Source organism: Paenibacillus macerans (assembly GCF_900454495.1).
GTDB classification, from domain to species: domain Bacteria; phylum Bacillota; class Bacilli; order Paenibacillales; family Paenibacillaceae; genus Fontibacillus; species Fontibacillus macerans.
In genome coordinates this window covers 4,624,528-4,648,589 of record NZ_UGSI01000001.1, presented here as the reverse complement: position 1 = coordinate 4,648,589, position 24,062 = coordinate 4,624,528, and the positions used below count along the sequence as shown (strand labels likewise).

The 24,062-nt window shown below is 54.9% G+C and carries 18 protein-coding genes; 6 read left to right on the top strand and 12 right to left on the bottom strand.

Translation table 11 applies throughout. The features are described from left to right. Nucleotides 1-477: 477 nt before the first annotated feature. From DYE26_RS20625 to DYE26_RS20590, 8 genes are all read right to left on the bottom strand, one after another. Nucleotides 478-3,141, bottom strand: coding sequence for a molybdopterin oxidoreductase family protein (locus DYE26_RS20625; protein ID WP_227872884.1), 2,664 nt, complete (start codon nucleotides 3,139-3,141; stop codon nucleotides 478-480). Next, nucleotides 3,110-4,339 (bottom strand): nitrate/nitrite transporter, encoded by a 1,230-nt coding sequence (locus tag DYE26_RS20620; RefSeq protein WP_036626702.1) that lies wholly within the window; start codon nucleotides 4,337-4,339, stop codon nucleotides 3,110-3,112. The genes DYE26_RS20625 and DYE26_RS20620 overlap by 32 nt, the downstream gene beginning before the upstream one ends. Nucleotides 4,340-5,260: 921 nt before the next feature. Next, complete coding sequence (locus DYE26_RS20615; protein ID WP_036626700.1) at nucleotides 5,261-6,280, bottom strand: bifunctional glycosyltransferase family 2/GtrA family protein; 1,020 nt, start codon at nucleotides 6,278-6,280, stop codon at nucleotides 5,261-5,263. 1 nt (nucleotide 6,281) lies between these two features. Further along, nucleotides 6,282-7,250 carry a phosphodiester glycosidase family protein gene (locus DYE26_RS20610; protein WP_036626697.1) on the bottom strand — a complete coding sequence of 323 codons (969 nt, stop codon included), beginning with the start codon at nucleotides 7,248-7,250 and terminating at the stop codon, nucleotides 6,282-6,284. A gap of 135 nt (nucleotides 7,251-7,385) precedes the next feature. After that, nucleotides 7,386-8,501 carry a GerAB/ArcD/ProY family transporter gene (locus DYE26_RS20605; protein WP_082207964.1) on the bottom strand — a complete coding sequence of 372 codons (1,116 nt, stop codon included), beginning with the start codon at nucleotides 8,499-8,501 and terminating at the stop codon, nucleotides 7,386-7,388. A gap of 47 nt (nucleotides 8,502-8,548) precedes the next feature. Further along, a complete protein-coding gene (locus tag DYE26_RS20600) occupies nucleotides 8,549-8,788 on the bottom strand; it encodes a hypothetical protein (RefSeq protein WP_036626693.1) in 240 nt (79 codons plus the stop codon). A 7-nt stretch (nucleotides 8,789-8,795) separates the two neighbouring features. Further along, a complete protein-coding gene (locus DYE26_RS20595) occupies nucleotides 8,796-10,001 on the bottom strand; it encodes a Ger(x)C family spore germination protein (RefSeq protein ID WP_036626691.1) in 1,206 nt (401 codons plus the stop codon). A gap of 51 nt (nucleotides 10,002-10,052) precedes the next feature. Further along, on the bottom strand, nucleotides 10,053-11,669 hold the full coding sequence (locus DYE26_RS20590) for a spore germination protein (protein WP_036626689.1): 1,617 nt from the start codon (nucleotides 11,667-11,669) through the stop codon (nucleotides 10,053-10,055). A gap of 260 nt (nucleotides 11,670-11,929) precedes the next feature. On the opposite strand from DYE26_RS20590, the gene DYE26_RS20585 reads away from it, so the two are divergent. Then, on the top strand, nucleotides 11,930-12,256 hold the full coding sequence (locus DYE26_RS20585; protein WP_036626687.1) for an L-rhamnose mutarotase: 327 nt from the start codon (nucleotides 11,930-11,932) through the stop codon (nucleotides 12,254-12,256). An 892-nt stretch (nucleotides 12,257-13,148) separates the two neighbouring features. Here the strand turns inward: DYE26_RS20585 and pdxR are convergent. Continuing rightward, nucleotides 13,149-14,549, bottom strand: coding sequence for a MocR-like pyridoxine biosynthesis transcription factor PdxR (pdxR, locus tag DYE26_RS20580; RefSeq protein WP_036626685.1), 1,401 nt, complete (start codon nucleotides 14,547-14,549; stop codon nucleotides 13,149-13,151). Nucleotides 14,550-14,693: 144 nt separating this feature from the next. Between pdxR and DYE26_RS20575 the strand changes: the two genes are divergently transcribed. The 5 genes from DYE26_RS20575 to DYE26_RS20550 all read left to right on the top strand — a co-directional run bounded on the left by DYE26_RS20575 (nucleotide 14,694) and on the right by DYE26_RS20550 (nucleotide 21,301). Further along, on the top strand, nucleotides 14,694-15,665 hold the full coding sequence (locus DYE26_RS20575; RefSeq protein WP_036626684.1) for a DMT family transporter: 972 nt from the start codon (nucleotides 14,694-14,696) through the stop codon (nucleotides 15,663-15,665). Nucleotides 15,666-15,844: 179 nt separating this feature from the next. Then, nucleotides 15,845-18,181: a helix-turn-helix domain-containing protein gene (locus tag DYE26_RS20570; RefSeq protein ID WP_227872883.1), complete on the top strand. Its 2,337-nt coding sequence runs from the start codon at nucleotides 15,845-15,847 to the stop codon at nucleotides 18,179-18,181. Nucleotides 18,182-18,438: 257 nt separating this feature from the next. Then, nucleotides 18,439-19,383, top strand: coding sequence for a tripartite tricarboxylate transporter substrate binding protein (locus DYE26_RS20565; protein ID WP_371861004.1), 945 nt, complete (start codon nucleotides 18,439-18,441; stop codon nucleotides 19,381-19,383). A gap of 41 nt (nucleotides 19,384-19,424) precedes the next feature. Continuing rightward, complete coding sequence (gene kdgT, locus DYE26_RS20560) at nucleotides 19,425-20,420, top strand: 2-keto-3-deoxygluconate transporter (RefSeq protein WP_036626681.1); 996 nt, start codon at nucleotides 19,425-19,427, stop codon at nucleotides 20,418-20,420. A gap of 695 nt (nucleotides 20,421-21,115) precedes the next feature. Continuing rightward, nucleotides 21,116-21,301, top strand: a complete 186-nt coding sequence (locus tag DYE26_RS20550; RefSeq protein WP_036626679.1) for an aspartyl-phosphate phosphatase Spo0E family protein — start codon at nucleotides 21,116-21,118, stop codon at nucleotides 21,299-21,301. A 174-nt stretch (nucleotides 21,302-21,475) separates the two neighbouring features. Here DYE26_RS20550 and DYE26_RS20545 read toward each other — a convergent pair whose 3' ends face one another. The 3 genes from DYE26_RS20545 to DYE26_RS20535 all read right to left on the bottom strand — a co-directional run bounded on the left by DYE26_RS20545 (nucleotide 21,476) and on the right by DYE26_RS20535 (nucleotide 24,045). Next, nucleotides 21,476-22,408, bottom strand: coding sequence for an Rpn family recombination-promoting nuclease/putative transposase (locus DYE26_RS20545; protein WP_051985759.1), 933 nt, complete (start codon nucleotides 22,406-22,408; stop codon nucleotides 21,476-21,478). Nucleotides 22,409-22,579: 171 nt separating this feature from the next. Next, nucleotides 22,580-23,323: an SDR family oxidoreductase gene (locus DYE26_RS20540; protein ID WP_036626677.1), complete on the bottom strand. Its 744-nt coding sequence runs from the start codon at nucleotides 23,321-23,323 to the stop codon at nucleotides 22,580-22,582. Between the two features lie 344 nt (nucleotides 23,324-23,667). Next, entirely contained in the window at nucleotides 23,668-24,045 is a 378-nt protein-coding gene (locus DYE26_RS20535; RefSeq protein ID WP_036626674.1) for a MerR family transcriptional regulator, read from the bottom strand. Between the last annotated feature and the right edge of the window lie 17 nt (nucleotides 24,046-24,062).

The following is a 24,062-nucleotide window of genomic DNA, read 5'->3' as shown; positions in this document are numbered from 1 at the left end:
TGGACAGGAGGTTCCTGGCGCAGCCCTTTTTGCGTTTGGCAATTCTAACGGGGTTTTGATTGGAAATATCCGACTTGATCTGGAAATTATGCGGGAAATACTACTGCAGGCTGACTGGATATTTCCAATAGATTTGACTTGGCAGGCGTAAAACGGGCGATTGGACACTGGCGTTGCATTAACTTTTGCTCAAGCTTTCCCGTGAAAGCTATCCGAAATCTAACGGTTGTAGCAGCGGCTATTTGCCTGAATCCAAGCAAAAATTACCGGTTTTCAGTGAAATAAGCACCATGGCAACCGTTACAATTTGAAATCAACGGTATTGGAACAAATAGCGCTTGTGGCAACCGTTAGAGCATTGGTGTGCTCAGAAAATGTATCTTGCCAGATTTAAATGCAACGCTAGTGGCGATTGGAGCGGATTCTGTTGGATATTTTCCAATGAGAGTTCAAAAATGGCGTTTGGTTTCCGTCAATCTATTGGATTTTTTCCAATTGTTCCGTTTCGGGAACCTCCGGGTCATTCACAGGTTCAACCCGTTCCATGCGCACGGCGCAAATTTTGAATTCCGGCATCCGGCTGATGGGGTGCAGGGCATCGTTGGTCAGCCGGTTGACCGCCAGCTCCCCGCCCCAATGAAACGGGACAAACACGGTTTTGGGGTGGATGCCGGGGGCCAGCCTGGCGGTCAACTCCAATGAGCCTCGGCGGGTCGTCAGCCGGACGCGTTCGCCTTGGCGCAGGCGAAGCTGCTCGGCCAGGGCGGGGTGCAGCTCCGCCACCGGCTCCGGCGCCTTCTTCGCCAGCGCCTCCGTGCGGCGGGTTTGCGCGCCGCTCAGGTAGTGGCCCGCCAGCCGGCCGGTCGTCAGCAGATACGGGTAGTCCGGATCTGCGCTCTCCGCCGGCGGCCGGGGCGTGATCCCGTGCAGGCGGGCGCGGCCCCCTGCGCGGGGGAAGACGCCGCCCGCGAACAGCCGCGGCGTCCCGGGGTGGCCCCCGCCGCGAAGCGCAGCGGCTGCGGGCACCGCTCCGGGCTCGGCGCCGATGGCGGCTTCGAGCCCGTTCCCGTTCGCGGCCTCGGCAGCGGCTCCGGCTCTGAGCCGGGCTTTGTCGCCGAAGGCGGATCCGGCGCAGTGGCTGCCCTCGCCCTCGGCAGCGGGCCCGGCGCAGTGGCTGCCCCCGCCCTCGGCAGCGGGCCCGGCGCAGTGGCTGCCCCCGCCCTCGGCAGCGGGCCCGGCGCAGTGGCTGCCCTCGCCCTCGGCAGCGGGCCCGGCGCAGTGGCCGCCCCCGCCTTCGGCAGCAGCCCCACCGCCCGCCGTCTCTGACGCGCCGCCGGCTCTGCGCTCCTCGGGCTGGCCCGCTGGCTTCGCCGCCTCCTCTTCCCCGGCTGCCGGGCACGGCCAGAACAGCCCCTGCGCTTCCTTCAGCCGCGAATAGCTCATGCCGCTGTAATCGGCTATGCCCCCGGCGGAAGCGCGGCAGAGCTCATCGAACACGTCCGAAACCGACGTGTACCGGAAATACCGCCCCCGGCCCAGCCGCTCGGCCAGGGCGCAGAGGAACCGGTAATCCGGCAGACTGTCCCCTGCCGGAGCAAAAGCCTGGGGCCGGTGAAACACCCGGCCCTCCAGATTGGTCAGCGTGCCTTCCGCTTCCAGGAAGGACGTGCCCGGCAGCAGCCAATCCGCGTAAGCCGCGGTCTCCGTTTCGAACAGGTCGACGACGACGAGCAGTTCGAGCTTGCCCAGCGCCTCGGCGACCCGGGCGTTATTGGGGCTGGAGACGACCGGATTGGAGCCGAGGATGATCATCGCCTTGATGCCGCCGTCCAAAATTTTGCCGAACAGCTCATAGGCGGAGACCCCTTTGCCGGGCAGTTCGGCCGGATCGATCCCCCAGACGCGGGCCACATGCTCCCGGGCCCCCGGATCTTCGATTGACCGGTAGCCCGGAAGCTGGTCGGCCTTCAGGCCGTGCTCGCGGCCGCCCTGCCCGTTGGCCTGCCCGGTCACGGAACCGAACCCGCTGCCCGGCTTGCCGATGTGCCCTGCGAGCAGGCACAGGTTAATGTACTGCAGCGTATGCTCGACCCCGTTGACCTGCTGCTCCAGCCCCCGCGCCGTCAGGACGATCCCGGTTTCCGCGGCGGCAAATCCCCGGGCCACGGCACGGATCGTCTCTTCGGCCACCCCGGTCAACGCGGCCACCCGCTCCGGCGGAAAAGGCCGCACGGCTTCGCGCACCTCCTCCAGCCCTTCCGTGCGGGCCGACACAAATTCCGCGTCGTATAGGTTCTCCTCAAGCAGAACGTGCAGCATGCCGCCGACGAGCAGCGAGTCATGGCCCGGCTGCAGCGTGATGTGGATGTCGGCGATTTTGGAGGTCAGCGTTTGGCGCGGATCGATCGTCACGAGCACGGCGCCCTGCTTCTTCGCCGCAAGCAAATACGGCATCATGGTCGGCTGGCACTCCGCGATGTTGGTCCCGGCCAGGATGATATATTTGGCCTTGGGGATATCGTCCAGCGGAAAATTCAGCCCCCGGTCGATGCCGAAAGCTCTTTGCTGCGCGGCGGCGGCCGAGGACATGCAGTAGCGGCCGTTGTAGTCCACGTACCGCGTGCGGAGCGCCACACGGGCGAATTTGCCGAGCAGATAGCAAACCTCATTCGTCAGCGATCCGCCGCCGAAGACGGCAACGCTGTCCGGGCCGTGCTGCTCCTGCAGGCGGAGAATCCGGGAGGCGATGTCGTCGAGCGCTTCCGTCCAGGATGCGGGCCGCCACGCCGGGGACGGTCCCGCCGCGCCAGGCGTAGTTCGCCGCCGCGCAGCACCAGCAGACCTTCCAGCCGCGCCAAATGCGCCCCCTGGCAAGAACCTGCCGCCATCCCCGCTTTCCTCCTGTCTACGGTGCGGAACTAGAATCCGCCCGGGATGCGCTGCGTGAGTAATGGAGTGCAGGCCCTTTTGGCACAACTTCCCGGTAGCCACGGGGAAATCGGGACTTGGCTTCGCCTCGTACCCGAGCGCATCGGCCGCCTTGCCCGCCGGATGCAGGTCGATGCCGCATTGCATGCTGCAGAAGCAGCAGTGCGTGCGGAGGCGCCCGTCAGGATTGGCGGCCGTAGGTATAAGCGTCATATGCCCCGCTCCTTTCGAGGAAGGTTCGTTTCCACTGGCCTTGGATCAGCAGCACTGTGACGATGCAGACGATGGCGATGCTGCTTAAAATCAGGAAGCCGGGGGTATACGAGCCCGTGTATTCCTTTAAAATCCCGAGGATATTCGGTAAAAAATACCCGCCGAGCCCTCCGGCCGCGCCGACGATCCCGGTAATGACGCCGATTTCCTGTTGAAAGCGCTGGGGGACGAGCTGGAATACCGAGCCGTTGCCCATGCCCAGGCACATCATGCAAATAAACAGCAGCACCGTGACCACCGGCAGCGGCGGCAGCGAGGAGATCAGCGCCATCATGGCGGCGACGCCGCCATACAGCGTGAGCAGCATGCTAATGCCGCCCACCCGGTCGGCCAGCCAGCCGCCGACGGGCCGGAAAAAGCTGCCGGCGATCACGCAGAGCGTCGTAAAGTCGGCGGCTCTGACGGCGCTCAGCCCATATTCGGTGTTGAAAAAAATCGTCAAATAGTTGGACATGCCCACAAAGCCGCCGAAGGTGACCATATACAGCATGCAGAACAGCCAGGTGTCCCGTTGGCCGAGCACAGCCGCGTAATCCTTCAGCCGCTTGGGCTCGGGTTGGCTTGGGCTGTCTTTGGCCAGCAGCGAGAAAACGATAAACACGACGGCGATCGGAATCAGCGCCAATCCGAACACGACCTCCCAACTGCCGTAATGCTGGGCGATCCGGTTGGCGAACAGCGTGGAGAACACCGTGCCGCTGTTGCCCGCTCCGGCGATCCCCATCGCCAGGCCCTGATACTGCGGCGGGTACCAGCGGCTGGCGAGCGGCAGCGCGGCGGAGAAGGAGGCGCCGGCCACGCCGAGCAGCAGGGCGACGACGTAAAGCTCGCCGAGCGAGCTGACGAACTGCCAGCCATAAATGAGCGGGATCATGGTGACGATCATGCCGATCTGGCCGGTCCGTTTCGGACCGATGCGATCGGCCAGCACGCCGAGCACCAACCGCAGCGCGGAGCCGCCGAGCACCGGCAGGGCGACCAAGTTGGCCTTTTGCGAGGCGCTCATCGGGTAATCCTGCATCATAATGACCGCCAGAGGTCCGATCAGCACCCAAATCATAAAGCTGACGTCAAAGTAAAGAAATGCGCTCAGCAGCGAGGGCTTATGCCCGCTTTTCCAAAATCCGCTTCGTTCCATCCCACCAAACTCCTCTCCGTGTTCGTGCCCTTCAAGGGCATTTCTTTTTTTGAAATTGCATCCTGCAAAAAAACAGAAAGAGCCGCAGGAGCAATCGTTAGCGATTGCCCGTGCGGCTCCGTTGCCACCGGCCGGCACAGCGTTGTGCAAGGACCGGAATATAAGCGTCACGACGTTGTGAACGTAGTTAAATTATATGAGGCAGAAAAATATTATGTCAATATAAATCACAAAAAACATTCATAATTTTTACAGAAAAATACTTTTATACATAAATATAAGTAAAATTTTCGGAGGTATTTAATGTATTTACAAAATATATATCATATTTACGTTATATATAATGACACAAACCTGCGTTGACTTACTCGGCTTCCCACAAGTATCGCGCTTAATTTTCGCATCGTTTAAGATATCCGGCAAAAACTCATGTTTGTAGGCAGGCATTGCAAGCCGGAAATTCCATGGATACAGCGGCCGCTATTTAACGGAATAAGCATGGCGTTGCATTAACTTTTGCTCAAGAATTTTTAAAAAGCGTTGGCTTTCGAATCGATACTGTCCGCCCGCCGGAGGTCTAACGGTTGCAGCAGCGGTTATTTGCCTGAATCTAAGCAAAATTAGCCGGTTTTCAGTGCAATAAGCTCCATGGCAACCGTTACAATTTGAAATCAACTGTATGGGAACAAATGGCGCTTGTGGCAACCGTTAGAATATTGGGGTGCCCAGAAAAGGTATCTTGCCAGATTTAAATGCAGCGCTAGTACGAACAGGCCTCGTTCTAAACTTTAAATATTGGGAGCGCCGTTTCAATTTGAAAGCGGTGTTTTGAGCGAAAATAACCTTCGTTATTCTAGCTCCATTGCCGCCATTAACCCGTGGCGGCCGCTAAAACGAAAGAGAATATGCATTTTACCATTGTTAATACACATACTTGCGCTGCGCCCAGTAACTGAACAGAAACAGCGAACCTTCGGTCAGCAGCTTCGCCCCGATCAAAGGGATGCGGGCCAGGTCGTGATATACGTGCATCAGGCCCATATTCAGCAGCAATACGATCAGAACCAGCGAAAAATACCGCGGTAAAGAGGCGTTCAGCTTGGCCGCTCGGCCGTGGCCGCGGGCAAACACGAACCTGCGGTTCATCGCAAAGTTGGCGGTGCAGCTGCAAATTCTCGCCCCCGCGACTGAAAGCGCGAGGTTTTTGCTGAACGCTTGAAGCAGGAACAGCAGCGCGAAGTCGATGCCCGCCGACAGGATGGACGAGGCGCTGAACAGCAGAATCGGCAGGTAAATCCGCGCGGAATCGGCCAAGGGACGGAAATGGGAGGACTTGTTGTCGTCCAGATAAACCGTGTCGATAAACACTTCCGCCAGAGTGCAGCCTTTTCGTTTGGCTCCGAGCAAAAGGTTCATTTCATATTCAAAACGTTCCCCCGGAACCGAGCACAACCATTCCAGCATGCCGGAGGAATAGCCGCGAAGCCCGGTTTGGGTGTCGTAAATTTTCGTCCCGGTCGTAAAAGCGAAGACAAATCGCGTCACCGCGTTGCCGAACCGGCTGCGCAGTGGCACCTTGCCGGTAAAGCGGCGGCTTCCGAGCACAAGGCTGCAGCCCTGCTCCCGCACCGCGGCGGCGACCCGGCCGATATCGGCGGGCAGATGCTGGCCGTCGCTGTCGGCGCAGACCACGGGGCCGCGCTCCCCGGCATCGAGCAAATAGCGGAAGCCTGTTTTCAGGGCCCGGCCTTTTCCGCGATTGACCTCATGCCGCAGCACAATGCATCCCGCCGCCCGGGCCGCGTCAAAAATCGGGCGGTACGCCTCGCCGCTGCCGTCATCGACGATCACGATCCGGGTATCCGGCATTTTTTTCAACTGTCCGATCAAATTCAACAGACGCTCGTCCGGTTCATAGGCGGGGATCAGAATCGTCGTCATCTCAGTTCACCTCTTTCACGTAGAGGATATCGCTGACGCCGCGCTCCCGCCCTTTGCCCTGGGGATTGTTGACCACCCGGCCCATAAAATACATGGTAGACGAGCCGCCTCCGTCCAGATTGTAAGCTTCGGTGCAGCCTAAATCTTGAAACACCCGGGCGAACTCCGTCAACGTCATGCCGCGGCTGTAGCCTTCCTTGCGCCCGTCGACGACGACAAACACGTAATGGTTTGGCGCGATCAGGCCGATGCCGGTGCGGGGATTGGCGCCTTGAATCGAGCGGTTGCCGAAATTGGTATCGATTTTCACGTTGTCCAAATCGGTGTTCACTTTCCCGTCCTCGATCAGCGCCGGCCCGAACGATAACGTTTGGACCGCCCCCTGCTCCAACAATGCCGACGAAGAAACCTTTGTTTCATCGTAAGATTTCATCGTCCCGTCGTGGAATAACGCCAGCCCCGTTCTTGCCGGCTCATCCCGGTACAACGTTCCGTTACGGATAATCACCCCGTCGCCCCGGAATCCGTAATAATCGCCATTGACGGCAAAAATCGCGCCGTTGTTGGAGGCGATCTCCGAGGTGTTCTCCGTAATATTGCGCCCGAAGCTGTTGTCGGCGAAGGCGGACAGCAGACTGCCAGGGTCCTTCACCTGCACGTCGGCCACATAGTACGTAATTTTGTCCGTTCCGGAACCGGTTTGCACTTGATCGATATGGATTTGGAGATCATTGCTCGTATAATTCCACTCATCGGATTGAGCGCCGGCCTCCGAAGATGTGGTGTTCTCCTGCGGGTTCGATCCGCTCGGCGGCGCGCCTTCCCCGGACACCACCTTCTCCACATGTTTAATTAAATAACGGTCCGCCAGCCCGTACAGCGTTCCTCCGACGATCAGTAGCGGAACGATCACGGCGATGATCCGCTTTTTTTTCGATTTCCGGCGGCCGGTTTCTTGTTGTAGGCTCATCTTGTTCACCCTCCCAGCAACTACATGATAAGCGGGCAAACTGAAACGCAACTGAGCGTCAGTTGAAGGTTTGGTGAAAAGGGGGGCAAAAAAAGAAGCCGGCTTGACGGCCGGCTTATCGACGAAAGTGGTGCTTCAGGCCTGCTTCGTCTGTTTTTTCTTGAACAGGCGGCGCAGCCCATGAATGGTCAACAACAGAAGGGGGAGCAGCAGCCCGACGGTTAAAATGTACGGCGGCCAGGTACGGGCGTCCCAGGCTTGTCTGAAAGGGACGTTGGGGTAAACGACGAACGACATGACGATCAAGAGCATCCCCAGCGGCCAAACGAGCGGCCGGTAATCCTTCAAATTGAAAATTTGGGCAAGGGATACCGTAATGGAACTCATGTAAAGCGTAATCCGGAAATACAGCGAAAAAAACCACATGACGGCCACGATGGTTTCAACCCGCTGCAAAAAGTGGCCGATGTCGATCTTTTGGGCCAGTACATAGCTTGGGAACAAGCTTTTTGACGTAATTTCCACCCCAAGGACGAGAATGGACAGGATAATGACGATCACCAGCATCAAACTGCCGACCAAGCTGCCCAGAACGATGCCTTTGCCGAATTGGGCAGGCCGGTTCACGGAGGCCGGAAGGATTAAGAGCAGCGAAATATGCGGCAAAAAAGCGACGCTGATAAAAGTAAGCACAGCCTGCCAGATCGGGGGGAAGCCGTTTTCCAGGACGGGTTGCAACTGACGCGGGTCTATATTGAAGGAGACCAGCAGGACCAATAGAAGATAAAGAAGGACGAACCAGGGAAACAGCAGCTCCGCAGAACGGGCTACTACTTCGATTCCCAGGCGGACACCCATGAGAATCACGGTTCCGAACAGGATGATGATGGCTTCGATCGGGGTTTCCGGCATCATTTGTGTCGTCATAAAATCGCCCAAATCGTTTAGTACCGCGGCAGGGGCACCCAGAAACAACGAGCTTATGAAGAGCAGGGAAACGGTTTTTCCGACCCATTTTCCCAACAAGGTTTCCAGGATCTCAATCAGGTTTTTTTGCGGATACAGGTTGACAAGCTTGCACATGAACCAGACGGTCAGAAGACCCACTCCGATTCCGATCAGACCGGCGATCCAGGCGTCCTGTCTGGCTGACTGGACCATGCCGGAAGGGGTGATTAAAATAGCGCTGCCTACCGTAAAAAAGATTGTGATAATCGTCAACTGGCGTACGGAGATCTGAACTTCGTTCAACAGATATTCACCTCGGATACTTTCTTAAACGAGCGATTCATTTTTGCTCATGAAATTAAGCCTATTGCGGACAAAAGCTCGCTAAACGGTTCGAATACGACCGTCAGTACGAGCAGCGGACTGGGAAAATGGCGCAATATCAGCGCCGGAATAGATATCCCTACGGCTACTACGAGCAGAATGCAGAAGGCCCACAGGTCTTTTTTTTGCTGTTGTTTCCAAAGTGCCGGCAACTCGAACCAGACGATGATGCCGGCAATGATCAGAATGCCTGTACTCCATAACATGGCCTGTCTACTCCTCCATTTGCTCCGTGACCGGGTTCGCTATCATTCCAATGCGGCGAATGATAAAATCCGTTTTGATGTTTACCGGCAGACTGGTAAAGTACTCCTCATTCCAATTTTCTTTAAGCGTTTTCCAAGCCCGAGGGTCGGCGCGGCGAACGGCTTCGCCAAATCCAAAAATGTCGGTTTTGAACTCGGTTTGCGCTTTTTCTATGGTTGTTTCCATAAATTCGATAAGTTTTTCCTCGATTTTTTTCTCCAGATCGGGTACCGCGCGCGGATCGGTCAGATTCAGATTTTTGGAACCGGAGGCGCCGACATTGCCCTCTGCTGTGAACTGAATTTCGATCTGCGGCCTCCCGTCGACCACCTTGCCCTTCACTGTCGTTTTGCTGCGGAGGAATTCAATGATCACCATGCCGTTATCCGGGGAGCGGACGAACATGACCGTGCTTTTCATGCCGCCGTGGATACTGTGATATCCTCTGCTTTCCCGTTCGCTCAACCAGCCGATAAGCTTGTCCTTATTGAATGCGGCCAGACCGGAAAATTTCAGTTGGGTCGGCGTGTAGATACTGGAGATATTCTTTTTGCTCTCTCCGATTTTCGGGTCTCCGGTGATTTCCAATGCGGTTAATACGGGACTTTGCCCTGTGCTGGACAGGTTGTCGATCAACTCGTCAAGCGTGACCGCAAGGCTGGGGGACCAGTTGACCTCCGAGGTTTCCAGCGACGAGAACAGCTTGTTGGCCGGAACGGGTTCGAGCGGGGTCATGATCTTGAGCATTTCTTGAGCGCTTGCCCCCTTGGCGACAACCAAGTAGAAATTGGGGCGGAATTCATGATCCCGAAACATAAAATCGAGGCTTTGCCCGATACCCTGCCGGGCCAGCGACTCGCCGACCAGAACTATGCGAAGATGGGAGAAATAAATCTTTCTCGGGCTGATTTGCGTCAGTCTCCGCGCCGCTTCGAAAACGGAATCCCCTTCGGCGGTATACAACGTGGCGGGGGCGCCGCCGCTCGCCCCCTTTTGCGCGGTGACCTGTCCAGGATCCACCACCTGTACGGTAAGACGGTAGCGGCCTCCTTCCATATCCACGCCGGCCGCGGCGGCGATGCCGAGTTCGTTGAGCTCTCTGCGATTCCAGCAGCCGGTAATCAGCAGGACGATGGAAAGCAGCAGGATCAGAGAAGCCATGTTTTTTCTCATGGATAAGTCTCCTTTGCATGCGCTGCGGGATTTGCTTGTTGCGGTAGCGCGTTATTCCCGCGATTTTTTCGGCGGGGTGCTGTTCCGGCGCGTAATATTGCTCTGGTTGATGAGACGGACCCGGGAGCCCAGCATCCAGTGGGGAAGCCGGATGATCGAATCCTTGTTATCCGCCGGGATGAGCGGAGCGAACGGGGCCATGTACGGAATTCCGAAAGAACGAAGGCTGCACAGATGTAAAACCAGAACGATAACCCCCGCGATGATGCCGAACAAGCCGAAGGACGCGGCCAGCGCCATATAAGGAAACCGCAGCAGGCGAAAGGCGATTGACATATTATAGGACGGCAGAATGAAGCTGGAGATCGCCGTAAATGACACGACAATGACCATCGCTGCCGACACGATGCCCGCTTGAACGGCGGCTTGTCCGATGACCAGCGTGCCGACGATGGAGATCGCCGCGCCTATATTTCTGGGCATGCGAATGCTGGCTTCGCGCAAAATCTCGAAGGTCAACTCCATCAGCAGCGCTTCGATAAAGGCCGGAAAAGGGACCTGTTCCCGCTGCGCGGCCAGGCTGATCAGCAGTTGCGTCGGCAGCAACTCTTGATGAAAGGTCGTGAAGGCGACGTACATGGATGGTCCGAACAAGGAAACGAGGATCCCAAGGTAACGAAGCAGCCTGACAAAGCTGCTGATATCCGCGCGCTGGTAATAATCCTCCGGGGCTTGGAGAAAGGAAGAAAACAATGTTGGGATAATCAGCGCAATCGGCGTTCCGTCCACCAAAATAGCTACCCTGCCCTCCGCTAACGCGGCCGCGATCACGTCCGGCCGCTCGGAATTGAAAATGGTCGGGAACGGGCTGAACGTTTCGTCCTGAATGGATTCCTCGATATATCCGCTTTCGAAAATACTGCCCACATCGATCCGATTCAGGCGGTCGCGTACCTCTTGCACCAACTTGTCGTTGGCGATGCCTTTCATGTACATGATGGCCACGTCAGTCCGGGTGAGCCGGCCGATTTGCATGGTCTCCAGCCATAGATTCGGGTCTTTGATTTTTCGCCGGATCAGCGCCGTGTTGGTGCGCAGCGATTCGACGAAGCTCTCCCGGGGGCCGCGGACGACGTTTTCGGCGGACGGCTCGGTGACCGCCCGATCTTTCCAGCCGGGAGTGCTGCAAACAATGCCCTGTTTATGGCCGTCGATCAGGATGATTGTGTCTCCGGACAGCAGCGCCTGGTATAAGGCGTCAAAATCGCTGACGTCCTTGATGTCCCCGATTGTCAGCGCATAATTTTTCAAGGCCTGTATGGCATCGGAAGGAAGGGCGATTTTACGGTCGGCGCGGTCAAACAATTTGATATCCAGCATGACGGACTTCATGATGAAATCGGTGATGATATTCTGATCGGCTAATCCGTCGGTATATAGAATGGCTATGGATTGATTCCCTTCATAACCGACCGGCAGGTTGCGGATAATGATATCCGTACTATTGCCGAGCGTCTCTCGGATGGCCTGTAAATTTGTCTCCAGCTCTTCGAATAAAGCGGTAGGCTCAGGCTCGGACTCAGCCGAAGCCGAAACCCGGTCGCCGGAGTCCGTGTTTTTCTTGAATAAACGGGCGGACTTATTATGGAATTTTCTGCGGTAACGCATCGCTGTTCTCCCTCTCAAGGGTGTTTTTAGCCTCATTATTGCCGAAGGAAGAGTTATCCAAACGGGAGGTGCGGCACGCTTGGGATGAAATAATTTAAATGCCGGTTATCGGCCGAGCCGCTTGATTTCTCGCCTTTGCATATCGCCGAATGGACGGGATTATATTAGAATAGAGCTATCCGACACCTCCGGCAGAATGTTTCCGGGGGTGTTTTTTCACGGTTTTCGAGTTTCAAGCTAAGACAATGGAGGGGATTTTTATGGAACAAAGCGGGAAATTCGCCTGGACCTGGCGCGTGAAGGAGGAACATTTGAACGCCTATGTGGAAATGCATTTGAACCCGTGGCCGGAGGTGCTGGAGGAGCATAGCAAGGCGGGCATCCGCAATTATTCGATTTTTCAGCAGGGGAACCAGTTTTTCTATTGCTTTGAGTGTGACGACGTGGACGCGGCGTTCGACTATATTGCCCAAAGCGAGGCGTGCCAGCGCTGGAACGCGATTACGTCGGGGATGGTCGAAGGCTCGTTTGATTTCAACGAACCGAACCCGATCGTTCCGATGCGGGAAGTTTTTTATTTGAAGTAATTTGAAGTAATAGGTACCGCGGTTAATCTGCCTTCCGCCGACATTGGATATATCCAATAGAACTTGTTTGTTGTCCGGAAAACCGGCGGTCTGATTGGATATATCCAATAGATTTGATTTTTTTGCTTGGCAAAAGAACGTTTTGTCTGAGATCTATTGGATTTTTCCGATTGGAGGCCCGCTTTTAGGATGGTTTCGGTAAATCTATTGGATATTTCCAATGTGGGGCTGAAGTAAGAGGGAGGGCCGTTGAACCAACTGCAAAAGTACATTTGGAGCTCCCGCAAATTTCTTTCTTTGAGCTCATGAAATGCAAAAATGCATCTGTTTTGCGACCATTTGATAAAAAAGTATCTATTGACCGGAAATGAACTGCAGATTTGCATTTGGCGAGCTGTTTTCGGGAGGTTTTGACAAAAATCGCCTGCACTTTTGCATTTCGTCGCGGGAGTTGATTCCCCTGAAGTCCGTCCCCTGGAGTCTAAGCCCCGGGTTCCATGCCCCGGAGTCCGTCCCCTGGAGTCTAAGCCCCGGGTTCCATGCCCCGGAGTCCGTCCCCTGGAGTCTAAGCCCCGGGTTCCATGCCCCGGAGTCCGTCCCCTGGAGTCTAAGCCCCGGGTTCCATGCCCCGGAGTCCGTCCCCTGGAGTCTAAGCCCCGGGTTCCATGCCCCGGAGTCCGTCCCCTGGAGTCTAAGCCCTGGGTTCCATTACCCGGTGTCCATGCCCAGAGTCCGTACCCGGAGTCCGTGCCGGGAGTCCATGCCGGGAGTCCATGCCGGGAGTCCATGCCGGGAGTCCATGCCCCGGAGTCCATACCGGGAGTCCATGCCCGGAGCCCATACCCGGAGTGCATGCCCCGGAGTCCATCCGCCAGAATTTATGCCCCAGATTTCATTCCCTCTGAAATCTCATAACAATCTCATGAAACAAAGCGACCCCTTTTTCGATATCCTCGGGTTCCATATGGCCGTAACCAAACAGCAGCTTGTCCGCATGTTTCCCTTTATGGATACAGTGGTACTCTACCGGCGTGACGCGGACTCCATGGTTGATACAGTTCTTGGCGAAGGCCTCGTCGAACTCCATTCCCGGGAACTGGACGGCCAGATGCAGTCCGGAAGCATCGCCCCAAGCATGCCAAATATCCCCGAAATGAGCCTTCAGCGATGCAAGAAGAGTCTGGCGGCGCTCTCCGTATTGTTTTGTCGCCGTACGAATATGCCGGTCGAACTTCCGGCGGTGCAGAAACTCGGCCAAAACCGCCTGCTCAAACGGAGGGTTTTGCACATCCGAATGGGTGCGCAGCTGCCGCCAGCGCTGGTGCAGTTTGCCCGGCAGAATGACATAGCCGATCCGCAGCGCCGGGACGAGCACTTTGCTGAACGTGCCGATATGGATCACCCGCTCGGGATCCATGGCGTACAACGGGGCTACCGGGTCGCCGTAATACCGGAATTCGCTGTCGTAATCATCCTCGACGATGTAGCAGTTTTTTTTCCTGGCATACCTGATCAAGGCGGTGCGGCGGCTTGCCGGCAAAACCCCCCCCAGCGGGAACTGGTGCGAGGGCGTTACATATACCGCACAGCTGGGCTGACCCTGCAGATATTCGGTCTGAACCCCCAGCTTGTCGACCGGGATTGGATTGACGGCATATCCCTTGTTCAACAAGATCTGCAGCATCCCCCGGTTGCAGGGGTCTTCCATGCAGATCGGCTTTCCTTCCTCGTACAGCAGGTCGGTGACCAAATTCAGCGCATGCGTGGCGCCCGCCGTAATAAAAATATCCTCCGGAGCCGCGTATAGGCCTTTGCTGCGGAGCAGATGCGCGGCGATTTCTTCGCGCAGCCTCGGCAGCCCTTGCGGTCCCGTGTATCCAAGGAGATCGTACGGCATTTCCTGCAGCGTCCGTTTCGACAGCTGCTGCCAAAGATACCGGGGAAACAGCCGCAAATCCGGATGGCCTGTCCGGAAGTCGGCCAAAAGCGGCACCGGAGCAGGCCGTACCTCTCTCGACGATTCCGCCGGCGGAGTCAGCGGTTCGAGAACCAGCCCGCCGGCAACCCGCGCAACCGAACCGGGGCGGTTTAGAATGAAACCTTCGACCGCCAACATGTCATAAGCCTCCACTACAGTATTGCGGGATATTTTCAGCTGCTGGGCCAGTCCCCGGGTGGAGGGCAGCGCTTCTCCCGCTTTGATCGCGCCGTTCAAAATCCGCTCGCTCAGCGCCATATAAAGCTGCCTTTTCAAAGGCATTTCACCGTCTTTTTGCAACTCGATTCCCCACATAGAACCTCCAACTGGACCGCTTATTTTTGCGCCGAACCGGTTCTTTACGGGATGCCGGCCGCTTTTTTAAGATAAGACTACTTCCGATTGTATCATGATTTCCGGTTTGTACCATCGCTCAAAACTTCATAAGGATGTGATCCGTTGGAACGGTTAAAGGGAATGGCATGTTTGGCCGGAGCGTTTTCGCTGGCCGGCACTTCCGTGATTGCGGCCCGTTTTTTTGGCGGCCAGCTTGGAATTTTCACGATTACCGGGGTCAGTTTATTGCTGGCGCTGTGCCTGATGCTTCCGCTCGGCTGGAAAGAGCTGAAGGATACTTGCCGCCGCTTGCGGCTTAGAGACGGGGGCTTGTTATTCCTGCAGGCGCTGTTCGGTATTTTTTTGTTCCGCCTGTTTTTGCTGACCGGTCTTGAAAAGACGAGCTCCGGAGAGGCGGGGATCCTGACGGGGGCAACGCCTGCCGTTACCGTTCTGCTCGCTGCGTTCGTGTTGAGGGAACCGGTCGGCCGGCGCGCGCGGCTGGGTATCGTTAGCGCCATCGGCGGCGTTGTTTTGATTCAGTTGTTTTCGGCGGGGAAACTCGGGGCCATGAGTTTGGATCATCTCGCCGGCAACGTCTTGGTGCTTTTGGCGGCGATCAGCGAATCCTCGTTCAACATTTTGTCGCGCGGATTTGCGCTGAAATCCGAAGGCTCGCAGGGAGCGGCCATTCCGCCCATTCCCCAAACCATGCTTGTTACCGCCATGGCCATGTTCCTATGCCTTATCCCGGCCGCTTTTGAACACCCGCTTTCTTCGCTGCGCACGATCGGATGGCAGGAATGGCTGGCTTTGGTCTGGAACGGTCCGTTTGTGACGGCGCAGGCTTTCCTGTTATGGTTTGCCGGCATCCAAAGATGCCCGGCCGCGACGGCGGCCGCTTTCTCGGGACTCATGCCGTTTACCGCTTTGCTGTTGTCCGTTCTCGTTCTGGGCGAATCGTCGTATTGGCTGCAGTGGGTCGGAGGACTTTTGGTCATCCTGGGGATTATCCTGATTGCGGGAAAATCCCAGCCTGAACCGAAAAAGGAGCAGGCGGAAAACTCATGGAGCGAGCTGCCTAATCGGATTTAATTGAACAGCTGATCATGTCGGCAGTCCTTCCCGAGCCCGGGAGGGACTGTTTCCCGTTTTGACCGATCCGCAAAGTTAATCAAAAAATTCACTGTGATGGAATTAAATTGGTGTAAAGTGTATTTAACGGAAAAAATTCAGCTACAGATTTGGAAGGGTGAAGCATAAGGATGTTCCGCATGAAATTGAAATTTTTACTTCAGAACAAGCAAACGAGGCTGATTCTGCTGCTTACGGTTTTTGTGCCGGTCTGCATCACCTCGATCGGGCTCTATTCCTATTCCCAGTATAGGAGCGGACTGGACACGAAACTAAACGCCCCGAATGTGGAATTGCTGCAAATCAACCTGGACGTGACCAACCGGGCGTTCCGCGAAGCGGATAACGAGGCGGTGGACATTTCCTTCGATCAGGGGGTTTTGGCGTATATCTTTGGGCAGGCCGGCGGGCGTGAACCATCGGTGCAGGAACTGCGCGCTTATTTGCACGGCCGCCTTAAAGAGCCGGATATTCATTCGATTCACCTCGTCAAGTTCCGGGGGCGGACGGTAATATCCACCCAGTTTGAAGGGAACCCGGCGTGGTCGAATGCCCCCGATTCGGAGTGGTCCGGTTGGATTCAGGAAATCCGGGATAAACCGCTGCTGATCAAAAGAAGGGTCTACGGCGGCGGCGGGGAGGAGGAGGGCGCGAATCCCCAGCGTCTCGCCGGGCAGACGGAGGTCCTGTCCCTGGTGCGGCCGATTGCGCGCGGCGGCGAAGCCGGCGGGGCGGTGATCGTCAATCTGGACTATGACAGCCTTTTTTCCAAAACCTACACCCATTTGTCGGATTTTCAATTCGTGTTCAATCTCGATGACGAGCTGATTTATCCCAAACTGAATCTTCCCTTTACTCCGGAGGAAATGAGAGAGGTTATCGCGGATCTGGACGTCCGGCCGTTTGGTTACGTCAAGGTGCACGGGCAGGATTATATGGCGAATCAGGCCTTCTCCGACGCGACCGGCTGGCGGCTGGTGTCCCTGGTCCCTCTGGAGGAGCTGCTGAAAAGCGTCACGCTGACGCGCAACATGCTCCTGCTGTTCTCCCTCATTTCCGCCGGGGTCGGCTGCGCGGCCATGTACTACTACAATTATGCCGCATTCCGGCCGTTGAAGCGGATCAACGCCCTGCTTCAGGCCGGGCAGGAATCGCCGGGCCGCGGCAGCTTGTACGAACTGGAACATGTTCTCGACCGGTGGGTGGGCGATTTCCGCATCAAATCGCTGGTTGCCGAGCAAAGCTTGCCGGAGCTTCGCACGAAGCTGATCGGGGAAGTGTTGAACCGGGCGATCGGCTCAAGGGAGATGCAGGCCAAATGGGGGCGTTATTTTCAGGATTGGAAGGCCGCTCCGCTCGCCATGCTGATTATATCCATCGACCGTTACCAGCGGTTTGCCGCCGAATATCGGGAAGAGGACCGCATGCTGCTGAAATACGCGATGGACAACATTGTCCGCGAGAAGCTGGAGCCGTTTTGGCGCTATGTGACGATGCCGTCGCATCACGAGGACATGGCGGTGTTGCTTCAGCCAAAAGGGAAGGCGCCGGAGGCCTGTTCGTACAAGGACGCGGCCGATCAGCTGATTCAAGCTATTCGCGAATTTTTGCACTTGTCGGTATCGATCGGGATCGGGGGAGAGGTGTCCCATCTCCCGGAAATCAACCGTTCCTATGCGGAAGCGAAGGAGGCGCTGTCCTACCGTCTGTACGCAGGGTATGGCCAGGCCAGGGATTATCGGGAATGCAGCGTCCGAAGAGACGGCGTCCCGTCAGCCATCCGTGAAGGCTGGAAGACGGAAATGGCCGAAACGCTGCAAACGTCCGGAGAAGGACAAAGCAAACAGCTGATGCATCGTTGGATGCAGGACATAGGCGGCAGGAGAATCCATCCGGAAAGCGCCTATAAATTCATTGACCGGCTTATGGCGGAAATGCTGAGCATGGCGGAGGCGCGCGGCCTGCCCGTCCCGGCCGAGGCGGACGATTATACGTGGTCGAAGCTGACCACCATGGAATTGGCCGAGGCGGAAACGTTGCTATGCCTTCTGGCCGGTACGCTGGCCCGGGAGTTTGCATGCCGGAAGCAGACGAAGGAATTTATTTTGGCACGGAAGATGATTGAATTTATGGAGCAAAATTATCAGGCGAATATCGGGCTGCAAGAGATTGCCGACCATGTAAACATGGGGATTTCCTCGGTAAGCGCCATATTCAAAACGGAGACAGGCAGCACGATTTACGATTATTTGACAAGCCTAAGGATGGACAAGGCCTGCGAGCTATTGCGGGATACGCCGCTAAAGGTGGCCGATATCGCATTGCGCGTCGGATATCAGAACGAAAACAGTTTTATCCGGGCTTTTCGCAAAAACAAATCCATGACGCCGGGAAAATACCGGGAAACCAACAAATTTTCCGGCGGATATGCAGATCCGGCAAATGCGCGCAAATTCGGAATATTTGAAGATTCGTAAGGAGATTAACCGATTGTCCCGCCGCGGCTCTTTCGACTACACTGCCATTGAGAAATAAATCACGTACTAGGTGCGCTCACGTACTTAGGTGCTGATTTGGCTGCTTTGCAATCGGAGGTGACCGCCGCAGGGGAACAACACTAGCTGAACTAGCGGAAAAGAGGAATGGCATGAACGGAAAAAACGGAACAGCGACCGGTTCACGACGGCCGGCGATGGGAGCGTACATGATCGGAATAGCGGTAGTATTGAGCATCATGCTGGCGTACGTCCTGTCTGACCGCCCGAAATCGGCAAACCTGCCGGCGGATTTCCCGCAGAAACCCGTTACTTTGATCGTACCTTACGCCGCCGGAGGCGGTACGGATCTTACCGCAAGGGCACTCGCGCAAGCGGCCGAAAAGCATCTTGGTCAACCGATTGTCGTGGTCAATCGCACGGGCGGCGGCGGGGCTATCGGTTTGACGGAGGGAGCGCAAGCCAAACCGGACGGCTATACGGTAACTTTTCTTGTCGCCGAGCTAACGACCCTTCCGCATCTGGGGCTGCTTCCGGTGACGTACGAAGACTTCATTCCCATCGCGCAAACGAACCGCGATCCCGCCGCGATTACCGTCAGAGCGGATGCTCCCTGGCGAAGTGTCCGCGAATTTCTCGATGATGCGCATGCCCATCCCGGTGAAGTGAAAATGGGGAACGCCGGCACGGGAAGCGTCTGGCATTTGGCTGCCGCCATGCTGGAGAAAGAAGCGGGCGTAAAGTTCACGCATATTCCTTACGAAGGAGCGGGCCCCGCCATATCGGCGCTGCTTAGCGGTTTCGTCGACGCCGTGCCGGTGAGCCCGGCCGAAGTCAAAAGCTATGTTGAGCAGGGAAAACTGCGTACTTTGGCCATCATCGGAGATGAGGAGGCGGCAGCCCTCCCGGGAGTTCCGACGCTGGCGGAAGAAACCGGACTGCATGTGGAGTTCGCGGGAACATGGCGCGGTTTGGCCGTACCGAAAGGAACTCCCGGACCGGTCAGAGATTCGCTGACCAAAGCTTTCATTGAAGGAACCAGGGAGCCTGAATTTGTCGGTGAGATGAGCTCCATGGGGCTTGGTCTGCTGGTCCGGGACGGCAAAGAATTTAGCCGGCATTTGAAAAAAAGCCATGATTTGTACGCGGCGCTGATTCCGGAGCTGGGACTGGGCCGCAAGTGAAATGAAAGCGCATTCTATTGTGCGCGAAAGGTGGAATTGACATGAAAATCAAAAAGACTCTGGAACGGATTCCCGGCGGCATGATGTTGATCCCGCTGCTGTTGGGAGCGGTTGTACACACATTTTTCCCTGGGGCCGGAGACTATTTCGGTTCATTTACAAACGGGCTTATGACGGGGACCATCCCTATTTTGGCCGTATGGTTTTTCTGTATGGGGGCGGCCATCGATATCAGAGCGACGGGGACGGTGCTGAGAAAATCCGGTACGCTGGTGCTGACCAAAATCATTGTAGCCTGGGTCGTGGCCCTCGCCGCTTCGCAATTTTTGCCGGCCGGGGGGATTCAAAGCGGATTTTTTGCGGGCTTGTCCACGCTTGCGCTGATCGCCGCGATGGATATGACCAACGGCGGTTTGTACGCTTCGATTATGCAGCAGTACGGAACCAGGGAAGAAGCGGGCGCTTTTGTGCTGATGTCCCTGGAATCGGGGCCTTTGGTCACCATGATGATTTTGGGCGCCACAGGTTTGGCCGCATTCGAACCGCAGGTGTTCGTCGGCGCGGTGCTTCCGTTTTTGATCGGTTTCCTGCTGGGCAATCTGGATCATGATCTTCGCGAATTTTTCGGAAAAGCTACCCATACGATGATCCCTTTCTTTGGTTTTGCTTTGGGCTGTTCGATTGATTTAGGGGTTATTGTGCAAACGGGGCTTCTGGGCGTACTGCTTGCCGTTTCCGTCATCATCATCACGGGGATTCCGTTGATCCTGGCCGACAAATATGTGGGCGGAGGGAACGGTACGGCCGGACTTGCCGCATCCAGCACGGCGGGCGCCGCCGTGGCCAATCCGATGATCGTCGCCAATATGAAACCGGAATTTATGCCGGCGGCCCAATCGGCCACCGCTTTAGTCGCCGCTTGCGTTGTCGTGACCTCCATTCTGGTGCCTATTCTGACCGCCTATTGGTCGCAGTATATGAAGAAGAAGGCGGGGGCGGCTTTATCCGATGGGACGCCGCCTCAGGTCAAGGTCTAAATGAAGCCGGGAACGGCCGGTAAGCGGTATAAAGTCCGGCAGAGAAAGGGTAACCAGGAAATCTATGCTTGACAGCGGGCTGCTGGTCTGGCGAACCATCGGCTCGGCTGGGGTTCAAAATAGCGGCCCTTTATTCTAGCCCTATTTTGGCGCTTGACGGCCAGCCAAATGGAACGACAAACGATAAGGCGTCGGCGTGTTTAATAGCGGTATTTTATGTACTTATTATCCGGGGCCAAGCATGTTCATCCCCATTAGGAGCACTTTTTGTTCCTATTTTTCTATGAATGGCCCAAAACTCGTAAATTTCCAATGATTCCCGGAATTAACGACATAATTTGCCTCTATTTCTCTCGAACGGGCGGATATCTCTGGAATAGCGACATTTTTTGCTCTTATGTTTTTGCTGCAGTTTCTCCGGCAGCCTGGCTTTTGCAGGTTTTTCTGATTGTTTTGAGTCAAGCACCGCTTTATGGTTTCGAGTCAGAAAAGGCCTTGATTTGACATATTTAATGTTTGCCCGCAATCTAACCAATAAGTAGAATTTATAAAAAGTAATCATCCCAATCTTAGAGTCCAGCTATCTTAGCGGATACGATGAAATTATAAAATTTTGGTATTTTTTTATATTCTGCAGTAGGTGACGGTATGTAATATTTGGCAACATCTCCTAATATGTTCATGGGGTGAGAGCTATGAGCAATTCGGAGAGAATGAAACTCCGTATAGAGATGGAGAGAAAGGAATTAAATCGCTTGGCCCAGCGGTACGGGCTGCGGCACAAACGGGTCATTCATCAGTCGGTCCTGTTGGACGGACTGCTCAATAAGTACAACAACGTCAATTTAACAGATGTACGAAGAAAGCAGCCGATTGCTTAGTCGGCTGCTTTGTCCTTTGGTCAATTTTTTAGCTTTTGAATTTCTTCGATGGGCACCTCTATCGTTTCAGCGACTTCCTCCACGGAGAAGCCTTTTGAAATCAGCTTGCGCGCGATGGAATGCCTTCCCGAGATATCGTTAAAATTTGGCGGAAGGAGACTTAAATATGCTTGTTCAGGAATTCTTTAACTTCCGTACTTCCTCAATCGGCAATTTGATAGTTTCGGCTACTTCCTCCAAAGAAAATCCTTTGGCAATGAGCCTGAGAGCAATGTTCTGCCGTTCGGTTTGAACTCCTTCCTCCCGCCCTTTTTCATACCCCAGGCGCATCCAGGCCGGCATAAGTTCCATAATAGCTTCCCTCTCTTCCGGATATTGATTGGTTAATTCATAGAGCATCGCTTCGTCCTGTTTCGGATCAGGCACGAAGTATAAGTCGGCAAAGGACACAATGAGCTTTATTCTTGCGCTGTTTAACCTTTTTCTTAGTTGTAAAATCATCCGTAAATACGCCAAGCGCATTTCTCTTTCTTCCCCTCTATTGTACCCCATTTTAGCCAGTAAGGCAGCAGCAACGGGGTTGTTGGAATCGACAAATTTTCGCCAGTGATGATTCTGCAATTCCACTTTCAGAAATTGAAAATGCAGGATTTCCTGACCGGGGATATCCATGCTAAGAGAGTTTCGCTCATCATGCATACTATCGCCGGTAAATACGGCAATCGGAATGATCAGCTTATGTTCTTTCCGGTGGCGTTCGAACAATCGGCTGAAGTAGATAAACATTCTCTCGTGGAAATCCGGCTGTTTATACGATTGCGGCTCAAGATGAATAAGGATGAAAGCATCTGTTGTTATGTACTTTGTTTCCAGCAGCAAGTCGAGCGTTCGCGCTTCTTCACCGACCAAGTCAACGAGTTGCTCCTGCATAAGAAAGCGGGTCTGGCGGTGATCCAGCAGTTTGTCGAGCTCGGGGAAGAACAGCGCAATAAACTCGGCGAAAAAAGTTTGCAGCAGCTTTTTAAAGGCTTCATCGTGCGGGATGTGGTCTTTGCGATAATCCGGTGCGAACGGTTTTTCACGTACTTCTTGCGCATGGGCGTTCATGAAATCACTCTTCCTTTCTATACGAGGTGAGATAACCGAAAACACAAAAAAGCACACCGCGAACGCCTAATAAGCGCATCGCGAGTGTGCTTCACTCGTCTTGTATCCTCTATCATTAGTGTAAACCCGAATAGGGGTTTTGGCAATCGTTCCCTCTTGATTATGCCGTTTTTACAGGCTCTGCGATGTAGGGCGGACAATCAGTTCGTTGATCATCACGTTCGCCGGTTGCTGAATGGCAAATAACACCGTCTTGGCAATATCGTTCGGGTCAAGCTGCTGCCATTCTTTGCTTCCTAATTTCTCTAGTTCCGGATAAATCGAATTGTCGGTAATAGTGCCGTACAGCTCGGTTTCAACGGCGCCGGGGGAGATGAGGGTTGTCCGAATATTTTGATGCGCTGCCAGCTCGGTCCGCATGCCCTCCGTTAACACCCGTACCGCATGTTTGGTGGCACTGTAGACGGAACTGGAAGGGAAGGTCAGATGTCCTGCAATAGACGAGAAATTAATAATATGTCCCTCGTTGCGTTCCTCCATATGCTTGTATACGGCCGCCATCCCATACATGACGCCCTTAATGTTTACATCGATCATCCGCTCCCATTCGTCAACCTTTAAATTCCGGAAAAAAGAAAGCGGCATGATCCCCGCGTTGTTTATCATGATGTCGATTTGTCCGAAGGTTTTAATCGTTTCGTCGGCCAATGCTTCAACGTCCGCGCGCGAGGTGACGTCCGTCACCTTGTAACCGGCTTCGCCTCCGGCGTCCCGGATTTCTGTCTGCAATTGCTTCAACCGTTCTTCCCGGCGAGCAGCCAGCATGACCTTGATCCCGTGCTGGGCGAGGAGCTTGGCTGTAGCCGCCCCCATTCCGCTGCTGGCGCCTGTGATGATCGCTACTTTTACATTCATGAGGTGTTTCCTCCCTGGATAAGATTTAACCAGACTTTGCTGGCCCAGAGTTTATATTAATAAGTGGAGTTAACTATAAGTCAAGTGTCGATATGCAGCGCATTTCTTTGCTAACGGTTGGCATAGCGCTTATTCGGCCGAAAAAACGAAGGTTTCTTTTATAACGGTTGCATGCACGCTTATTTGGGTGAAACAGTCCGTTTGCTTGCGCTCACAACCGTTAGAATTTAAAGGAAAAATAATCCAAATAACCTTACACTAAACTCTAACTATGGATTCCAAAAAAATCGTGCCCCCGCAAGGGGACACGCTTGGTTTCCTGTCACAAAGAGCCTGCGGCTGCTTCAGGGCAGCTTAAGAAATGCTCCCTTTTCCTGCAAGTCGTACAACGCCAGCTTGTAGTTGATTTGCTCCAAATATCTATACGTTTCCGCAAGATCCTTTTCTACTTTTTTCTTATGCTCGAGCATCATTTGTTTGCGTTTTTTGAGCGTGCTCTCGCCTTCCCGGTACAAATCCACATATTCTTTAATTTTGGCAAGCGGCATGCCCGTCGACCGCAGCGCCAAAATAAAATTCAACCATTCAAGACTTTCTTCGTCGTACAGCCGATTGCCGCTCGGATCGCGCTTAACGCCCGGCAGTATACCTTCCCGTTCATAGTAACGAAGCGTATAGGGCGAAATACCGCTCTCCGCCGAAACCTCCTTAATCGTAGACATGATCTTCCCTCCAAAAA